The organism is Specibacter sp. BI4, assembly GCF_056680095.1.
Genome location: NZ_CM155265.1, coordinates 1,713,971 through 1,732,272 on the forward strand (window position 1 = coordinate 1,713,971; position 18,302 = coordinate 1,732,272).

General features: G+C 64.2%; 15 protein-coding genes. 8 read left to right on the forward strand and 7 right to left on the reverse strand.

Annotation, left to right across the window (positions count from 1 at the left end):
- Positions 1-9 precede the first annotated feature (9 nt).
- Positions 10-1,527 (reverse strand): ABC transporter substrate-binding protein, encoded by a 1,518-nt coding sequence (locus tag AC1L6K_RS07930; protein ID WP_480952161.1) that lies wholly within the window; start codon positions 1,525-1,527, stop codon positions 10-12.
- 361 nt (positions 1,528-1,888) lie between these two features.
- Between AC1L6K_RS07930 and AC1L6K_RS07935 the strand changes: the two genes are divergently transcribed.
- Positions 1,889-2,641: a FadR/GntR family transcriptional regulator gene (locus tag AC1L6K_RS07935; RefSeq protein ID WP_480952162.1), complete on the forward strand. Its 753-nt coding sequence runs from the start codon at positions 1,889-1,891 to the stop codon at positions 2,639-2,641.
- A gap of 63 nt (positions 2,642-2,704) precedes the next feature.
- On the opposite strand, the gene AC1L6K_RS07940 is transcribed toward AC1L6K_RS07935, so the two are convergent.
- The gene (locus tag AC1L6K_RS07940) at positions 2,705-3,814 is read right to left on the reverse strand and encodes a PLP-dependent cysteine synthase family protein (protein WP_480952163.1); all 1,110 of its coding nucleotides are present in this window, start codon (positions 3,812-3,814) and stop codon (positions 2,705-2,707) included.
- Positions 3,815-3,883: 69 nt separating this feature from the next.
- Between AC1L6K_RS07940 and AC1L6K_RS07945 the strand changes: the two genes are divergently transcribed.
- The 3 genes from AC1L6K_RS07945 to AC1L6K_RS07955 are packed head-to-tail and all read left to right on the forward strand — an operon-like array spanning position 3,884 to position 6,324.
- Complete coding sequence (locus AC1L6K_RS07945) at positions 3,884-4,804, forward strand: sulfurtransferase (protein WP_480952164.1); 921 nt, start codon at positions 3,884-3,886, stop codon at positions 4,802-4,804.
- Positions 4,801-5,850 carry an NAD(P)-dependent alcohol dehydrogenase gene (locus AC1L6K_RS07950; RefSeq protein ID WP_480952165.1) on the forward strand — a complete coding sequence of 350 codons (1,050 nt, stop codon included), beginning with the start codon at positions 4,801-4,803 and terminating at the stop codon, positions 5,848-5,850. The genes AC1L6K_RS07945 and AC1L6K_RS07950 overlap by 4 nt, the downstream gene beginning before the upstream one ends.
- Positions 5,851-5,895: 45 nt before the next feature.
- Positions 5,896-6,324 carry an HIT family protein gene (locus AC1L6K_RS07955; protein ID WP_480952166.1) on the forward strand — a complete coding sequence of 143 codons (429 nt, stop codon included), beginning with the start codon at positions 5,896-5,898 and terminating at the stop codon, positions 6,322-6,324.
- A 135-nt stretch (positions 6,325-6,459) separates the two neighbouring features.
- Here the strand turns inward: AC1L6K_RS07955 and AC1L6K_RS07960 are convergent, their stop codons facing one another.
- A complete protein-coding gene (locus tag AC1L6K_RS07960; RefSeq protein WP_480952167.1) occupies positions 6,460-7,044 on the reverse strand; it encodes a TetR/AcrR family transcriptional regulator in 585 nt (194 codons plus the stop codon).
- Positions 7,045-7,226: 182 nt separating this feature from the next.
- Between AC1L6K_RS07960 and AC1L6K_RS07965 the strand changes: the two genes are divergently transcribed.
- Positions 7,227-8,282 carry an SDR family NAD(P)-dependent oxidoreductase gene (locus tag AC1L6K_RS07965; protein WP_480952168.1) on the forward strand — a complete coding sequence of 352 codons (1,056 nt, stop codon included), beginning with the start codon at positions 7,227-7,229 and terminating at the stop codon, positions 8,280-8,282.
- 65 nt (positions 8,283-8,347) lie between these two features.
- Here the strand turns inward: AC1L6K_RS07965 and hrpA are convergent, their stop codons facing one another.
- The 3 genes from hrpA to AC1L6K_RS07980 form a co-directional block, all read right to left on the reverse strand.
- Positions 8,348-12,406, reverse strand: a complete 4,059-nt coding sequence (hrpA, locus tag AC1L6K_RS07970; protein WP_480952169.1) for an ATP-dependent RNA helicase HrpA — start codon at positions 12,404-12,406, stop codon at positions 8,348-8,350.
- 13 nt (positions 12,407-12,419) lie between these two features.
- A complete protein-coding gene (locus AC1L6K_RS07975) occupies positions 12,420-13,280 on the reverse strand; it encodes a hypothetical protein (RefSeq protein WP_480952170.1) in 861 nt (286 codons plus the stop codon).
- Between the two features lie 97 nt (positions 13,281-13,377).
- On the reverse strand, positions 13,378-13,863 hold the full coding sequence (locus AC1L6K_RS07980; protein WP_480952171.1) for a MarR family winged helix-turn-helix transcriptional regulator: 486 nt from the start codon (positions 13,861-13,863) through the stop codon (positions 13,378-13,380).
- 45 nt (positions 13,864-13,908) lie between these two features.
- Between AC1L6K_RS07980 and AC1L6K_RS07985 the strand changes: the two genes are divergently transcribed.
- The 3 genes from AC1L6K_RS07985 (at position 13,909) to AC1L6K_RS07995 (ending at position 17,429) form a co-directional block, all read left to right on the forward strand.
- On the forward strand, positions 13,909-14,847 hold the full coding sequence (locus AC1L6K_RS07985) for an EamA family transporter (protein WP_480952172.1): 939 nt from the start codon (positions 13,909-13,911) through the stop codon (positions 14,845-14,847).
- Positions 14,789-15,280, forward strand: a complete 492-nt coding sequence (locus AC1L6K_RS07990; RefSeq protein ID WP_480952173.1) for a GNAT family N-acetyltransferase — start codon at positions 14,789-14,791, stop codon at positions 15,278-15,280. Before AC1L6K_RS07985 ends, AC1L6K_RS07990 begins: the two co-directional genes overlap by 59 nt.
- Before the next feature lie 244 nt (positions 15,281-15,524).
- A complete protein-coding gene (locus tag AC1L6K_RS07995; RefSeq protein ID WP_480952174.1) occupies positions 15,525-17,429 on the forward strand; it encodes an HNH endonuclease in 1,905 nt (634 codons plus the stop codon).
- Between the two features lie 15 nt (positions 17,430-17,444).
- Here the strand turns inward: AC1L6K_RS07995 and AC1L6K_RS08000 are convergent, their stop codons facing one another.
- On the reverse strand, positions 17,445-18,089 hold the full coding sequence (locus tag AC1L6K_RS08000) for a class I SAM-dependent methyltransferase (protein WP_480952175.1): 645 nt from the start codon (positions 18,087-18,089) through the stop codon (positions 17,445-17,447).
- Positions 18,090-18,302: the final 213 nt, after the last annotated feature.

An 18,302-nucleotide genomic window follows, 5' to 3' on the forward strand; every position in this document is an offset into this window, starting at 1 on the left:
CCCGTTCTGCTATTTCCAAGCCATGGAGCTGAGATCAAGACCGGGTGACACTGCATTGGCCGGAATCCCGGTGACAGAGGAGTTCGCCACCACAATATTGGGAAAGAGGAACAAGACATCGGCGCCGGCGTCGTCGACGATGCTCCTGACCACCTTTTTCATGCCAGTGACATAGCCGGCCTCATCGGCCATGTCGGCGGCTGCAGCGTCTTCCTTGATCTTTGAATTGTCAAAACCAAGGTAGTAATTCGGGTCGTTGAACATGGTCAGGACATCGCGGGATTCAACGGCCAAAATGACTGACATCTGGTAATCGTGCTTGGTAAAAACCTGATCCAGCCAAACGGCAGGGAACTCGCTGGAGGCGATCTTGGCGTTGATGCCAACGTCCCTGAGCTGTGAGACCACGATTTCTGATACCGCAGTTGCATACGGGCGGGTGGGGACGTCGAAGGTGATGTCCAGCTTCTCCACACCAGCTTCCTTCAACAATGCCCGCGCCTTGTCCGGGTTGAAGGGATACACATCATTGAGATCTTCGTAGTAGGGGTCGGACGGAGGCACCGGTCCGCCGATCAGCGTCCCCATTCCATTCCATGCTGTGTCCATGACGGCCTTGCGGTCCACGGCATACATGACAGCCTGACGAACCCTCACATCGTTGAAGGGCGCCGCCTTGTTGTTCATGGACAGGATGATCTTGCCTGTGGAGCTGCCTTCCAGGACCTGGAAGTCAGTGTTGTCCTTGAAAGTGGAGAGCAGTTCCGGCGACTGCATGTTGTAAACCACGTCGACGTCGCCTGACTGAAGGGCGTTGGTGGTGGCTGTTGCATCCGCGAAGTAGCGCAGCGTTGCGGTCTTCAATGAAGGAGCCGTACCCCAGTAGTCCGTGCGGGCGGCCAATTCGAGGGCTTCGCCCGGCTTCCATGCGCTGACGGTAAATGGCCCGGTGCCGATGGGAGTCGTGGCCAGATTGGACACACCGTTCGTGTCGAACATGGCGCCGATGGGGGAGCCCATGTCGTACAGCCAAGCGTTGCTTGGCTGGTTGAGCTCGACCTTGACCTCGGTGTCACCAACCACTGTGACTGCCTTGACGACGTTCATCTTGTCTTTCAGGCTGGACTTCCAGGCATCGGACTTGACGCGTTCAATGCTGAACTTGACGTCGTCGGCAGTGAACGCTTCACCTGAAGAGAACATGACGTCGGGATGCAGTTTGAACGTGTAGGTCTTGCGGTCCCCGCTCAGTTCCCAGGATTCGGCCAGCAGCGGCTGCAATTTGCCATCCTGATCTATTTGGACCAGGCCTTGGTAAATGTTGGCCATGAGTGCCTGGGGAATGGCGGCGCCTGCGGTGGTGGTGAAGTCGAGGTTTACCGGGGCGCCGGTAAGGGCCACAGTGAGCGACGTTTTGGACCCGGCGTCCTTGGTGCCTGCCGATGAACCGGCGTTGCAGGCGGTCAGTGACAGCGTTGCCGCGAGAAGCAGCACCATCGAACGGCTTACTTTGTTTAAGCGAAGCATGTGTACTCCATCGGTTGGAAGCAAAGGTTCAAGCGACTCAATGTGACCTGTCCAACACCATTGAAGTGCATTGGCGAAATTATTTCAATGGTCTGACCAGTTACATTGTGTGTATACGTTGCGGAAAGTCCCGGGTTGCGTGTTCAAGGGTTGGATTCGCGCCCAAGATGACACGGGTTCGCGCAATGTTACACGGGGTCCACACGCTGCGAGGTGGGTGACCCGGTTGCGTTTGACCATGATCCACTGCAGGGTGGGGGACTGACTCAGGACAGCAATCGTTGTATATTGCTAATAAGTTGGCTGGTCCTACCATTTAGCACCTTCCTCTCCCGCAGGCTTCCCTTGACCTAAGGCACCGATGAAAACAGTTACCTTCACGCCGGCCGTCGCGACACTCACCTATGAACGCGTGGTCGAACAGATCGAGACGGCCATCACCTCCGGGGCGATCGCGGCCGGCGAGCATCTGCCGTCCGAACGCGAATTGATGGTCCAGTTCTCCGTCAGCAGGCCGACCGTGCGGGAGGCGCTGCGTGTCTTGCAGTCGATGGGACTGGTTGAATCCAAACCCGGAGGCCGCGGCGGGCCCAAGGTCCTGGAGCCCTCGCCGGAGTCGATGACCCGCTCCTTCGTCACCATGGCGCGCATGGACTCGTTGTCCATGAACGAGCTTGTTCAATTTCGCTTGGTCCTTGAATCCTCTGCATGCCGCCTGGCCGCTGCGCTGCACAACGAGGAGCAATTGGCGGCCATGAGCTCGGCGATTGAACGCATGGAGGAGTCCGTCGGCAAGGATGCCGGGGAGTTTGCCCGGGCTGATGTGGACTTTCATTTGGCCGTTTGGGAAGCAAGTGGCAACGCGCTGTTGACCATGTGTGGCCGTGCAGTGGCTGAAGCCATCGTTGCCTTGATCACCCAGCAGCTGTCGGACTCGGATGCCACCGAGAGAACCGAGGCGGCCTCGGCGGCATTGGACCGGGAGATCTTCGAAGCCATTGCGGCCCGGCAAGGTGTTGAGGCAGGGCGACGGGCGCGCCAGGCCATCCATGACCGCTATGCCCCCTTGCTTCCGGAGGGGTCGGCCATCGGATTGGACGCCTTGCTGGCCTAGGGCGACACCCAGGAGCCGGCTGCACCGGTGGCATCCAAGCATCCAGACATCCGCGATCAGTGGTCAGCCGTGCCACACCCCGCTGGCGAAAAAGTTCTCGATGGCCTGCAGGCGGGGTGCCGGGTCGAGCCCCTTCCCTGCCAGCCACGCAGGGTTGTTGTAGCTGCCCGCATAGCGTTCACCGCCGTCGCACATGAGCGTGACGATGCTGCCGGATTCACCCGTGGCAACCATGCCGGCCACCAGCTGCCACACGCCCCACAGGTTGGTTCCGGTGGACGGGCCCGCATGCAGCCCTGTCAGCTGTTCGAAGTGCTGCATGGCTGCGACGGAGGCGGCGTCGGGGATTTCGATCATGGCGTCAATCACGCCGGGGACAAAGCTGGGCTCCACGCGCGGGCGGCCGATGCCCTCGATGCGTGAGGAATTGCCCGTGACAACCGACATGTCACCGCTCTTCCATGCCGGGAAGAACGCCGAGCCCTCGGGGTCAACCACCGCCAGCTGCGAGGAATGGCCGTGATAGCGGATGTAGCGCCCGATAGTCGCCGAGGTGCCGCCGGTTCCCGCGCCGACCACCACCCAGGCCGGTTCGGGGAAGCGTTCATGCTCCAGCTGGCTGAAAATGGATTCGGCAATGTTGTTGTTGCCGCGCCAGTCGGTGGCCCGCTCGGCGTAGGTGAACTGGTCCATGTAGTGCCCGTTGCTTTCGGCGGCAATGACAGCAGCTGCCGAATACACCTCGTCGGCGTGGTCAACAAAGTGGCAGCGGCCGCCAAACTGCTCGATGAGGGCAATCTTTTCCGGGCTCGTTGAGCTGGTCATGACTGCCACAAAGTCCAAGCCAAGCAGCTGCGCAAAGTACGCCTCGGAGACGGCGGTGCTGCCCGAACTGGCCTCCACAATGGTGGTCCCCTCATTGATCCAGCCGTTGACCAGCCCAAAGAGGAACAAGGAGCGGGCCAGCCGGTGTTTCAGGCTGCCGGTCCGGTGGCAGGACTCGTCCTTGACATAGAGGTCCACGCCCCACTGGGTGGGCAGCTCAATCTTGTACAGGTGGGTGTCGGCTGAACGGTTGTTTTCTGCCTGGACCTTGCCGATGGCGCTGCGGGTCCACGACCAGTCGGCTTGCGCAGCGGGCGTGGGAGCGGGAGGTGCGGCAGCGGGGTTCATGAAACCAAGTCTATGCACTGGCGTACATTTGTTTGTGGAGCCCAGCCAACCACGTCCAAGGAGCCGAAAATGTCAGTTTTGATGAGTGTTGCAAACCTTAGCGACCGGCTGGCCGCCGGACAGCGCACAGTGATCCTGGACGTGCGCTGGGTGCTGGGGGACCCCCACGGCCATGAGCATTACCTCGCCGGTCACATTCCCGGGGCCGTCTTCGTCGACATGAATTCCCAGCTGGCCTCCCACGGCCGCCCCGAAGACGGCCGCCACCCCTTGCCCGCCGAGGCAGACTTCGCCGAAACCGTGCGCGCCTGGGGCATCAATGCCGGAGACACGGTGGTGGTCTGCGACGACGCCGGTGCTGCCGCGGCCGCCCGGGCCTGGTGGCTTTTGCGCCACGCCGGCCTGGAGAACATTTACCTGCTCGACGGCGGACTGGCAGCATGGCGTTCGGCCCGGCTGCCGCTCGCCGAAGGGGAGGTGCACGCGGAGCCGGGTGACGCCGTCGTGCATTTTGGGACGTTGGCAACCATTGACGGTGACGGTGCCGCACACTGGGACGGGATCCTGCTCGATGCCCGGGCGGGGGAGCGGTACAGGGGCGAGGTGGAGCCCATGGATCCGCAGGCCGGGCACATTCCGGGGGCCTTGAGCGCGCCGACCAGCGAAAATCTGGCGGCGGACAAGACATTTCTGCCGGCGGATGAGCTGCGGGCAAGGTTCTCGGCCCTGGGTGTTGCGCCGGGGGGCGCCGTGGCCGTGTATTGCGGATCCGGGGTGACGGCGGCACACCAGATTGCCGCGCTTGAAATTGCCGGGTTCACGGCGGCGCTGTATCCGGGGTCGTGGTCAGCCTGGTCAAATCAGCCGGGGCGTCCGGTTGCGATCGGCGCTGGTGGGACAGGTACAAGGGAGGCGGGCGCTGGTGGGAGCGGCGCTGCGGAGGCGGGAACTGTCGGGACCGGCGCCAACGGCGATAGTGTTGAGTTATGACCAAAGTAAAAGCTTATGCAGCCGCTTCAGCCACGTCCGGGCTCCGGCCCAGCACCATCGAACGCCGCGAACCCGGCGCCCATGATGTTGAAATCGCCATCGAATTTTGCGGTTTGTGCCACTCGGATGTGCACACCATCCGCTCCGAATGGGGACAGGCCAAGTACCCGCTGGTGCCCGGCCACGAAATCGTTGGGATTGTCAGCCGCGTCGGCGACTCCGTTGAAGGCTTCACCATTGGCCAGCGCGTCGGCGTCGGCTGCATGGTGGATTCCTGCCGCGAATGCGACTCCTGCCTTGAAGGCTTTGAGCAGTACTGCGAGGTGGGCAACGTTGGCACCTACGGTTCGGCAGACCGCCGGAACGGCGGCACCGTCACCCAGGGCGGCTACGCACAGGGCATTGTTGTGGACGAAGGCTTTGTGTTGCACATTCCCGAGGGCATGGACCCGGCAGCCGCCGCACCCCTGCTGTGTGCCGGCGTCACCACCTACTCGCCGCTGCGCTACCTGGACGTTCAGGACGGCGACAAGGTCGGCGTGATCGGCCTGGGCGGGCTTGGCCACATGGGTGTGAAGATTGCTAAGGCGCTTGGCGCAACCGTGACAGTGTTTACAACGTCCCCGGCCAAGGTTGACGCCGCACTTGCCCTCGGGGCCGACGCCGTCGTGGTGTCCACCGACGAGGCGGCCATGGCCGCGGCCAAGCAGTCCCTGAACGCCATCCTGGACACCGTGGCAGCCGTTCACGACCTCAACCCGTACCTGCGCACGCTCGCCCGCGACGGCGCCTTGATCCAGCTGGGGCTGCCGTCCGAGGCGATGCCGGCGGTGGAGCCGGGGCTGTTGATCCGCAAGCGCCTGGCCTACGGCGGCTCGCTCATCGGCGGCATTGCGGAGACCCAGGAAATGCTTGATTTCTGTGCCGAGCACGGTGTTGTCTCCGACATTGAACTGGTCTCCGCCACAGAGCTGGACGAGGCGTACGACCGCATGGTTGCCGGCGACGTCAAGTACCGTTTCGTGCTCGACGCGGCCACGCTTTAATCCGCCAGTCCAGCTGGTTCCGAACACCTTGTTAAGGAGCAATTCTTGAGCACCTTGTTTAGCAAAATCATCAATGGCGACATCCCGGGCCGGTTCGTTTGGCAGGATGAGGACTGTGTGTCGTTCCTGACCATCGGACCCCTGACCGACGGGCATGTGCTGGTTGTCCCGCGCCTGGAGGTGGACAAGTGGACGGATGCTGCCCCGGAGCTGGTCACGAAGCTGATGTCCGTGGCCCAGACGATCGGCCAGGCCCAGGTTGCTGCCTTTGGTGCACCCCGCGCCGGCCTGACCATCGCCGGATTTGAGGTGGAGCACCTGCATGTGCACGTGTTCCCGGCCTACGGGCTGGAGAACTTCGACTTCGGCACCGTTGACAACAATCCGGACCCCGCAGCCATGGACGCCAACGCCGAGAAGCTGCGCGTGGCCCTGCGCACGGCCGGCCACGGCGCGTTCGTCCCCGACGCCTAGACGCTCCTTCACTTAATGGGGTGTTTTGACCGACGCTCCCTCACTTAATGTGGGGGAGCGCTTGTCATGGGCGCTGGCTTCCGGGGCAAGGCACGACGTCGGGCCCCGGCCTGCGCCGCCGTGTCACGTCCCGCGTCAGGCGCCACCAGCATCCGGCCCGGCCTGCGGGACGAACGCCGCACGGAAGATGGCGCGCGCCCGTGCGGCGGCCTCCGCCCGCTCAGCTGACGGCGTCCTGGAGAGCACCATCGCCAGCATCGAAATGGCCAGCATGACATCCGCCGGCTCGACATGGGCGGCTATGCGCCCCTGCGCCTGGTCGCGGGCCAGCAGCGCCGTGGCAGCAGCCGTCATACGGGTGGCCAGGTGTTCGGCGCGCTCATCGCGCTCGGAAAGAATCATGTCGATCAATGCCGTTGAGGCGATGACCTGTTGCGCCACGCTGTCAAAAAGGTCCGCAAGCGTTGAGTTCTTCCGCGCACCCAGTTCCTCAAGGGCTGTGATGTTGTCATCAAAGACAGCCACAGCCAGGGCGATCCTGTCGGGAAAATGCCTGTAGAGGCTGCCCTGGCCCACTCCTGCAAGTCGCGCCACGGAACTCAACGGCGCCATGAAACCGGATTCCGCAAAGACCGTGCGGGCAGCCGTTATCAAGGCTGCCCTGTTTGCCGGGCCGGCACTGGGCCCAAGATTGGCTTTCTGTTTCGTCGACACAGGCATAGTCTATAACCGGACAGTGCTGTCCGGTAGGACCTCGGGAAGGCGCGGGCATCGACACCAGATCTGACAGCCACGTTGACCTTCGGCTTCCTCGCTGCGCGCCCCGCGGGCGCACACTCAATCTTGTCCACCACCAAACAAAGCAGCACCACCTCGACCCATGAAACGGAGACTTTGCTTCCATGAGCAACAACCCCAATAACCTCAGCGGCGATTCAATTGTCGGAACTTGGCTGGCTGACCCTGCCGGCGGACCCGTGCTCCGCGCGATGTTGGCGCAAGGCGGGCAGGACGGCGAGTCGCTGCGGCCCGTGAGCAAATTGGCCCTGAACCGCCTGGTGCAGGTCAGCCAGGGTGCGTTCACCGAAGAGATGGTGGAAGACCTGGTGCAGCGTGTCGAGGCGGGGGACATTCCCGCCGAAGCAGCATCGACATCCGCCGGGCAGGCACAGGCGGCACCTGCCGTTGAAACACCCGCCTGGGTGGAGCAAGTCACCGCGGGCCGATTCTCCGGCAAGACTGTCATCATCACAGGCGCCGGGTCCGGGATTGGCCGGGCCACTGCCTCGCGGGTTGCCCGCGAAGGCGGCCGCGTCATCGCCGTCGACATTTCCACAGAGCGGCTGGCCGACTTTGCCGCGGCACTGCCCGACGGCAACATTGTCACAGTCGCCGGGGACATCACCGACGACGCCGCCGTGGCCGCCATTGTTGAGGCGGCCGGCGAACGCATTGATGGACTGGCGAACATCGCCGGGATCATGGACAACATGACGCCGGTGCACGAGGTGTCCGACGAGGTGTGGAACCGGGTGTTCAACATCAACGTCAACGGCACCATGAAGCTCATGCGCGCAGTGGTCCCGGCAATGCTGGCACAGGCCCAGGGCTCGATCGTCAATGTTGCCTCCGAGGCGGCGCTGCGCGGGTCCGCCGCAGGTGCCGCCTACACGGCGTCCAAACACGCCGTCGCCGGTCTGACCAAGAGCAGCGCGTTCATGTACGGGCCCAGCGGCATCCGCGTCAACGCCGTGGCGCCGGGGCCCGTCATCACCAACATCGAGGCCAAGTTTGATTCCCCGCTCGGGGCCGCCCGCGTCCGCCGGGCCATGGCGGTCCTGCCCGACGCTGTTGAGGGGGATGCGCTCGCCGCCTCCATCACGTTCCTGCTCAGCGACGACGGCGTGAACGTCAATGGCGTGATCCTGCCCTCCGACGGCGGCTGGTCCGCAGCCTGACACCGGATCCCGGGGAGCTGTGTGGCAGTTGCGTCCAGCAACTGCCACACGGAAACCTTGTGGGGCTAGGCCATGGCCTTCGCCAATGCCACCCGAATCCTCTTTTCCGAGACCGAATAGGCCGTGCCCAGCTCCACGGCAAACAAGCTGACCCGCAGCTCCTCGATCATCCAGCGCACATGGTCGAGCCCCGCCGTTGACCGCTGCCCGGGCAGCAGGGCTGCGAGGGCGTCGTCGTACTCGTCTTCCAGGCGCTGCACCGCAGCCATCGATTGTCCGTCGCGGGCCACATTGGACGGCAGTTTTTCCAGCCGGCGTTCAATGGCCGTCAGGTAGCGCGGCAGCTGGCTGAGCTGGGCAAAGCCTGTCTGCGCCACGAATCCCGGGTACACCAGCAGTTCCAGCTGCTGCTTGACGTCGTTCAGTGCACTGATCAGCGGCAGGCTCGTGGTGGTCCGGAGGGCCTTTTGAATGCGCAGATTGGACGCCAGGACACGTTCGACGATGGCCGTCACCGAAAACACCGTGTCAATGAGTTCCGCCCGCACCATTTCATACAGGTTGTTGAATTCCTGCTCGGCCCATGGCAATGCGGCAGGAGTGAGCTTGTCGATGGTTGCCAGCGTGCAGTCGGCAATCAACTCGGTGACACTGCCGTGCGGGTTTTGGCTGAACGTGAGCTTTTCGGTGTTGCTCAGGTGGTCCAAAACGTACCTGTCGGGCGATGGCACGCGCAGGGCCAGCAGCCGGATGACACCGCCACGCATGGCTGAATCCTGTGTGTCCTGGCGCTGGAACACACGGATTCCGGCCGCCTCGCCCTCATCGATGAGCGCCGGGTAGCCGGTCACCGTGTGGCCGCTGACCAGGCGCTTGACCTCGCGCGGCAGCGCACCCATGTCCCAAGTGGTGATCCCGGAACGTTCCTGGATGCCATCAGTGTTGGAACGTGCCTGGATCCCCGTGGTGGTTGAGCTGGGGCCCACGGCCCCGGGGGCACCTGCAGGGGCTTGCGAGATCTGGGAGGGGATGGGGAGCTGCCCGCCCTTGCCGTTGCGTGTATTTTTCCCCGTGGCGGGGGCCGCCAGCGGGGTCCGGCCGGCCTGCGTGGTCTTGGGCGTTGCGCCCAGGGATTCGGCAATGGCCCGCCGGGTGGCACCGGCAAGTTGGGACTGCAGGGCGGTAAGGTCCTGGCCCTCCTCCAGGATCCTGCCGTTCTTGTCCACGACCGAAAACGTCATGCGCAGGTGGCTGGGCACGGCGTCCCAGTTCCAGGAGCCGGGCGGGATGACGTGGCCCTTGATCCGGCGCAGGGCCAGTTCAAGCGACGGTTCGAGCACGTCCACGCCAGGGTCAAAGTCGGCGGCCAGCGCTGCAGCGCCCTGACGGGCGACATCCGGGGCCGGAATGAAGTTTTTCCGGACCGCCTTGGGCAGCGACTTGATCAACGCCGTCACCAGCTCGGCCCGCAGCCCGGGGATCTGCCACCTGAAAGGAGCCTCGGGCAACTGGTTCAGGAACAACAGCGGCACCTGCACCGTCACGCCGTCGGACGGGTTGGGAACTGAGCCCGGCGCCGTGGGATGGAACTCGTAGGACAGTGGCAGCTCAAACTCGCCCTGGGTCCAGATCTTGGGGAACGCCGTCTCGTCGAGCTCCGGCTCCTCGGCCATGACCACATGGGCGTCAAAGTCCAGCAGGGCGGCGTCCTTGTGGCGGGCGTCCTTCCACCACTTGTCGAAGTGCCGCTCGGACACCACCTCGCCGCCCACACGCTCGTCGTAAAACTCAAAGAGCGTCTCGTCGTCCACGCGCAGGTCGCGGCGGCGCATGCGGGTTTCCATTTCCTCCACCTCGGCCAACAGGGCCTGGTTGCGGTGGAAGAACTTGTGGTTCGTGTGCCAGTCGCCCTCGACCAGGGCATGGCGGATGAACATCTCCCGGCTCAGTTCCGGATCGATCTTCCCGTAGTGGATGCGGCGGTCGGGCACGATGGGGACGCCGTAGAGGGTGACCTTTTCGTGGGCCATGACGGAGCCCATTTTCTTGGACCAGTGTGGTTCGCTGTACGTGCGCTTGACCAGGTCAGGGGCCACCTGTTCGGCCCACAACGGGTCAAACTTGGCGGCCACGCGGGCCCACAGCCGGGAGGTTTCCACAAGTTCGGCGGCCATGACCCAATCGGGTGACTTTTTGAACAGGGCGGAGCCCGGAAACACCATGAACTTGGTGCCGCGCGCGCCGGCGTATTCGCGCTTGCGCTGGTCGTAGAGACCGATATGGCTCAGCAGCCCGGTCAGCAGGGACATGTGGATGGCGTCGTGGTTGGCCACCGGATCAATGTCGTTGCCGGAGACCTTGATGTCCAGCGGCTTCGCCATTTGCTTGAGCTGCGTGAACAGATCCTGCCACTCGCGCACGCGCAAATAATTAATGAATTCGGCCTTGCACAGGCGGCGGAACGCGCTGGAGGACAGTTCCTTCTGTTTGTCCTTGATGTACCGCCACAGGTTCAGGAAGCCGGTGAAATCGGAGTTTTCGTCCTGGAAACGCTTGTGTTTCTCGGTGGCAAGCTGCTGCTTGTCGGTGGGCCGTTCTCGCGGGTCCTGGATGGTGAGCGCCGCGGCGAGCACCATGACCTCCGCGGCAACGCCGCGCTTGGCGGCCTCCACAATCATCCGGCCCAGCCGCGGATCCACCGGCAGCTGGGAGAGTTGGCGGCCGACGCCGGTGATCCCGCCTTGGGTGTTTACGGCGCCCAGCTCACGCAGCAGTGTCACCCCGTCGGTGATGGCCCGTGAGTCCGGCGGCTGGACAAACGGGAACTTCTCCACGTCCTTGGGGCCCTTGGCCACGCCCATGGCCGTCATTTGCAGGATGACGGCGGCAAGGTTGGTGCGCAGGATCTCCGGGTCCGTGAACTCGCTGCGGGCGTTGTAGTCCTCCTCGGAATACAGCCGGATGCAGATGCCGTCCGAGACACGCCCGCAACGGCCCGAGCGCTGGTTCGCCGAAGCCTGTGAAACGCGCTCAATGGGCAGGCGCTGGACCTTGGTGCGGTGCGAATACCGGGAGATGCGGGCGGTGCCGGTGTCGATGACGTACTTGATGCCGGGCACCGTCAGCGACGTTTCGGCGACGTTGGTGGCGAGCACAATGCGCTTGCGGCTGCCGGGCGTGAACACGGCGTGCTGCTCGGCGAGCGACAGCCGTGCGAACAGTGGCAGGATCTCGGCGTTGCGCAGCCGCGGATTTGTCTTAACACGGCCATGCAGTGCGTCGGCGGCGTCCCGGATTTCACGCTCGCCGGAGAAAAAGATCAAGATGTCCCCGGGCGCTTCCTTGGACAGTTCGTCCACGGCGTCGCAGACCGCATCCAGCGGATCCCGGTCCTCCTCGCTGTTGCCGCCGTCAGCCCTGTCTCCCACGAACTTCTCTCCCGGGGACTGGCGACGGTTCGCGCCCGGGCCGGCCTCGTCGTCGTCCATGCCATCGGTGTCCTCACCCGTGGCCGGGCCGCTCAGGGGGCGGTAGCGGATGTCCACGGGGAAGGTGCGTCCGGAGACCTCGATGATGGGCGCCGGGCCTTCGGGGGCGGCGAAATGCGTGGCGAAGCGTTCGGGGTCGATGGTGGCCGAGGTGATGATGATTTTCAAATCCGGGCGCTGGGGCAGGATTTGGCGCAGGTAGCCGAGGATGAAGTCGATGTTCAGCGAGCGTTCGTGGGCTTCGTCGATGATGATGGCGGAGTATTTGCGCAGCAGGCGGTCGCGCTGGATTTCCGCCAGCAGGATGCCGTCGGTCATGAGCTTGATCTTGGTTTTCGGGCCCACATGGCCGGTGAAGCGGACCTGGAAGCCCACCTCTTCGCCGATGTCGACACCCATTTCGCTGGCAATGCGTTCGGCCACGGTCCGGGCGGCGAGGCGGCGCGGCTGCGTGTGGCCGATCAGGCCCTTCTCGGCCAATCCCAGTTCCACGCACATTTTTGGGATCTGGGTGGTCTTTCCGGATCCTGTTTCGCCGGCGATGATGGTGACCTGGTTGGCGGCGATGGCAGCCATGATGTCCTCGCGGCGCTCCGAGACGGGCAGCGCGGCGGGGTAGGAGATAGTGAAAGTCATGGTGCCGTCCAGTTTATGCGGTTATGGGCGCCGGGGCCTCTTCGCGGGCCCGCGTGCGGATCGTGAGGGCGCCTTTGGCGGCCAGTGCGAGAAGCGCGACGCCGGCCAGGGCCGCTGCCGCCCCTCCGACGGCGCAGGCGGTGGCCCAGTTTGGTGACGCTGGTGCTGCGGCGTTTGCCGGCACGGCGTTCAGGGCCAGGGCTGCCAGGAGGGACGCCGTGCCCAGCCCGGCCAGCATTGCGCCGCTGGCAAAGTTCAGCACGTTCCGGGCCGAGATTTTACGCCACCGGAGGTCCAGTGCGGCCATGCGGGGATCCGCGAGCATGGCTGTGGTGGCCAGGCGGTGCAGGACAAGAAGGGTGGCACCGGCGAAGGCCACGGCCACAAGGAGGAGGGGCACGCCGTCGGTCTTCACTGCGGTGAAGGCGGGGGCCAGCTCAGTGGCAATGACAAAGACGGTGAAGACTGCAAGGGTTGCGGCCGGGAGGATGAACGCACGCCGTGGCAGCAGCGGGGACTTGGCTGCCGGGTCGGGCTTGGCGAGTTTGGCGGCGGGCAGGGCCGTGAACAGGAGCAGGCCGCCGCTGGCAGAGAGGCCGGTCGTCATGGCGATCGACAGACCCGCCTGCCCGGACAGGCCGATCGAGATCCTGAACAAGGCAGCGAACATGATGGCTGCAAACACGAACGCCGCCACTGTGCGCCATTGGGCCCTCAGCATGGACTTGTCGTGCTCGGCCGGCGTGGCATGGATTGAGGCCTTGCCTGCGGCGAGCGCCAGCGGCGCCTTCTTTTTGGCAATCCATGAGGCTGCGGCCGTGACGGCCCAGGCCAGGGCCGCAAGAATGGCAAGCGCAGCAATCAATTTGGTCATGGGTGAGAGTCTTTCACGGATCCATTTGCTGCCAGCCCGCGCGGAGGAGTCCACTGGCTCCGCCCCGTCCGGTCCTGTGCGGTTATGCGGCGAAAGATTAAAGTGCCGCGTCTGCAAGTTTTTGCAGGAGGACGGCCAGCCGGGCCTGCTCCGACGCGGTCAGTACGCCGGTGATGGCATGTTCGGTGGCCAGGTGGTCCGGCAGCACTGCCTCGACCAGCTTCCTGCCTGCAGGGGTCAGGCCGACCAGGGTGCCGCGGCCGTCGTCGGGGTTTGCGGTTCTGGTAACCAGGCCGCGGCTTTCGAGCTTGTTCAGGCGTTGAGCCACGGCACTGGTGGAAATCATGGCATCGCGTGCCAGTGCGGCCGGGGTGAGCGTGTAGGGAGGCCCGCTGCGCAGGAGGGTGGCCAGTGCGTCAAAGGTGGATGCGTCCAGTCCGTGTTTTGCGAAGTTGGCCGCGAGCCGGGTGTCGACCGCCGAGGAAGCACGGCTGAGGCGTCCGATGACGGCCATGGGCGAAACATCCAGGTGCGGCTTTTCGGTGTGCCACTGGGCGAGTATGCGTTCTAGTTGGTCGGGCATGGAACCACTCTAGCAATTCGCTAAGCACTGAGTTATATTGGCTAAGTGCTTAGTAAAAATTTGATGTTGATCCTCGTGACGGCCCTTGCCCCCATTCTCTGGGGATCCACCTATCTGACCACGACGCTGTTTCTGCCGGAGGGACGTCCCCTCCTGGCGGCGGTGCTGCGTGCGCTGCCGGCCGGGCTGTTGCTGCTGGCGCTCTCCCGACGGCTGCCGCAGGGGTCCTGGTGGTGGAAGTCATGGGTGCTCGGCATGCTGAACATTGGTGCCTTCTTTGCCCTGTTGTTCGTGGCGGCCTACCGGCTGCCCGGGGGAGTGGCGGCCATTGTTGGCGGTGTTCAGCCCCTGTTGGTGGCCTTGCTGGCGAGCCGGGTGCTGCAGGAGAAATTGACGCCGACCCGGTTGCTCTCCGGCATGGCCGGAGTGCTTGGTGTGGCCTTGATCGTGCTGCAGTCCCAGGCCCGGCTCGATGCTGTGGGGCTTGCGGCGGCGACCGGCGGCACACTGTCCATGGCGGCCGGGACCGTGCTGGCCAAGAAATGGGGCCAGCCGCCGTCTCGTTCGGGCGGGCCGGAGTCTCCGCTGGCCACCACCGCCTGGCAGTTGGTGGCAGGCGGGATCTCACTGGCAGTCCTGCTGTTCTTGTTGGAAGGCCTGCCTGCCGTTCCGTTGACTGCACCGAACATTCTTGGCTACCTGTACTTGTCTCTCCTGGGCACGGCCTTGGCCTACTTTTGCTGGTTCCGGGGGCTGTCCCGGCTGCCGGCGGGTGCGGCGGCTTTCCTGGGCCTGCTCAGCCCGGTCGTTGCGATTGTCCTGGGGTGGGTGGTGGCCGGCCAATCCCTGGGGATGTGGCAGCTGGTGGGTATTGTCGTGGTGTTGGCTTCCATCATTGCCGGCATGAACCTGAAGGGATCCAGAATTGTCACTGACAAGTTTCGCGCTCGCAGGCCAGAGCTTCCGGCTGCGCAAGGCCATTGAGTCCGACGTCGGCCCCATCGTGGAGCTGATTGCCCGGGACCAGCTCCGGGCCTCCGTTGAATCCGCCGCACCGGAGCGGCGGGTGCCGTATCTTGCGGCCTTTCGCGCCATCGATGCAGACCCGGCGCATTTGCTGTGTGTCGTTGAGGATGGCGCCGAAGCGGTGGTGGCGACCATGCAGCTGACGTTCCTGCCGGGACTGGCGCGCAGTGGGGCAACCCGGCTGCAGATCGAGGCGGTCCGGGTGGATGCGGGGCTGCGGGGACTGGGGCTGGGCGGTGCCATGATTTCGTGGGCTGTTGCCGAGGGGCGCCGCCGGGACGCCGCATTGGTGCAATTGACGAGCGACAACACCCGTGGGGACGCCCACCGCTTTTATGAGCGGTTGGGGTTCACGCAGTCCCACGCCGGGTTCAAGATGCAGCTGTCCTGACGGTCCGGGGCTTGCGGGTACTCATGTGATGTGGGCGTTTTCAGCCTTTTTGGCGTGGTTCATTCCGCCACAGGCACACCTGGGCCGGACGCGGTCCACAGATTTGCCAGCATGAGGCCATTCTCCTTCCAGAATGTCGGTGGCACTGAACAGAATTGAAGTAGCAGAGAACCCAACGGGACCCGAAGAAATATTCCTCGAGGGTTGCACAGGCTGAAACCTTATTTTCAGGCAGGTGAATGGGATGGCAACACCGGATTGGCTTCACAGCAACAGTGATGATGCTGCGGGACCTCTGGCAGGGGTTGTTGGCCAGCGGCCGGCAGGCGCCGGCTTCGTTGTGGGAGGCCCGGCCCGCGACGTCAATCAGCCAACCACTTCGGTCCCGGCAGTGGGTGGCCGCGCGAGCTCGCCGGCGGAGACGTGCGAAGCCCTGCTTGGCTTGGGGGCGGCCGTTCTGGAAGGCTGCGGACGGTTCTTTGAGCCTGCTCTTTTGGCCCAGCTGGATGCCGCGCTTGCCCACGAGTTTGCCCTTCAGGCGAGGACCAAAGCCGACAATGCCGCCAGCGCGGTGGAACAGGCCATCCGTGAGGGGCGCAATGCACAAGCGCTGGCGTATTTGACCGGCCAGGTGGCCACGGCAAAGTCAGCAGCAACAAAGGCGGACTCCCGGGCGGCATTGGCCACGGACGTCATCACGAAGCTCGGGGGTACGGCCGCGGGCAACGGATTTGATGCCGCGGCGGTGGACCAGCTCTCAGGTGCAGTGTTGATTGACGTTCTCGCATCCCTGGAGGAAGCCAAGAACGCCATCTCCGCCACCCAGGCCCATGCCCAAACCCTGTTTATTGCCCAGCAGCGGCTCGGCCAGGCACGGGCCGGGGTCCCACGGGAAAAGCTTGGTGCCGGGCTCGCCCAACAAGTGGCCCTGGCCCGGCGGGAATCCCCGCATCGCGGACGGCAGCTGAGCGAACTGGCCGAAGTGCTGGTGCGGGAAATGCCCCACACCATGAAGGCCTTCACCCTGGGACAAATCAGTGAATACCGGGCAGGCTTGGTGGCCAAGGAGACTGTCTTTCTTTCGCTCGAGGACCGCGCCCGCGTGGACAAACTCATCTGTGGCGACCCGTCCGCCGTCGGACTTTTGGGCATCAGGGAGCTGGCGGCGGCTGCCCGGAAGGAAGCTTACAGATTGGATCCTGAGGCGTTCGTCAAACGGCATGAAAAGGCTGTTGGCGACCGCTATGTCTCGCTGCGACCCGCCGCGGACGGCATGACATTCCTGACCGCACTGATCCCCCTCAAGCAGGGAGTGCGCATCCTGGCCACGCTCACGAAGGTCGCCGACAGCGCACAAGCGGCCGGCGACGAACGCAGCAAGGGCCAGGTGATGGCCGACGCACTGATGCACCGGCTGATCCGGCACGCCCCGTGCGACGACGGGGCCGGCACCATCAGCGACCACAGGGGCATGCCCGCCGGAAACCTGGCGCAAACCGGGGCCGGAGCAGGCCCCGAAATGGGCGCTGGAACGTCCTGGACACAGGCGGCCGGCGGCACCCGCGAACCGTGGTGCACCGCGAACGATGAATCCGATATTGCCTTGGAACTGGTCATGACCGACAGATCGCTTTTTGGCAGCGCCAATGATCCGGCAGTTCTGGTCGGTTACGATCCGATTCCGGCACCCATCGCCCGGGCAATGGTTCTGGGTGACGCTGGCGGTGGTGGATCTTCTCCCCGGGTGTGGCTCAAACGGCTCTTCACCCATCCGGAAAGCAATGCACTGCTGGCCATGGATTCCCGGTCGAGGCTCTTCCCTGAGGGCATGAAGGAATTCCTGCGGCTGCAGGACCAACGCTGCCAGACACCGTACTGCGACGCACCCATCAGGGAGTATGACCACATCAAGGCGTATGCGGCCGGCGGCCTCACCACAATTGAGAACGGGCAGGGCCTTTGTGCTTCTTGCAACCAGGCCAAGGAAGCCCCCGGCTGGTCCTTTGAACGAACAACGGGGCCCGAAGGCGACCCGCCCGGCACCGAAATCAGCACGCCGACCGGCCACCGGTACGTTTCGACAGCCCCGCCGCTGCCAGGGGGCTCCTCCGGAAGCCATCCCAGCCGCAGGGCTCATCGGAGATGCTGAGACATCGGTTTTTTACTAGCCCAGCCGCACGGCCCGAACCACCTCGTCGTTGATGGTGATGGATTCGCCGCCGTTTTCATTCGACGTCCTCGGACGGGACTCGGCAACCTCCACCGTCCACAGCTCCGGCCCCAACATGGCGGCCACGTCATTGGCCGTGAAAAACAATCCCGGTGCGTCGGGTCTGCGGGCTCCGGCAGCACCATCCGACGCCGAGTGCCCCACGATTAGCAGCGACCCCCCTGTGGCAACCGCGGCAGCAAGACGGGCGTACAGCGGATCACGGTCCTTCTGCGGCAGGTGCATGAACTGTGCTGTAACAAGGCCAAAGGTGGAGGCCGGGGGAGTCCATGCCAGCAAGTCGTGGTGTTCCCATGCGATGGATCCCGCCAGTTCCTGGGCTGCCGCGTGATCCTCGGCCCGTTGCAGGGCAACGCGTGAAAAATCCACGGCAGTCACCCGCCAGCCGCGCCGGGCCAGCCACACTGAGTCGGCACCTTCACCACAGCCAACGTCGAGCGCAGTCCTGGGAACGGACGCGTCAGCTGATGCCAGCCAAGGTGCTTCGGCAACCAGTTGCGGATTCGGTCTGCCGCTCCACACTGTCCCGCCGGTGCCGTAACGTTCGTCCCAAAAATTCTCGTCAAAAACGGTTGCCATGGGTACAGGCTATACCCGCCCTCCCTGGCTGGGCGGTTGCTTGTTGATGACGTGCCTTACCGTGCGCTCCTACCTTTCTGGCAGCGATTCTTTGAGCCGCCGGTGGGTTGAGTAGGGAATGCTTGGCGCTTGGCCCAGAATGTCCGGGGCTGGCCTGAAGTTGCCCTTAGAACCACCGGGGAGGGATTGCCCAGGCAGCAATGTCGGGTCGTT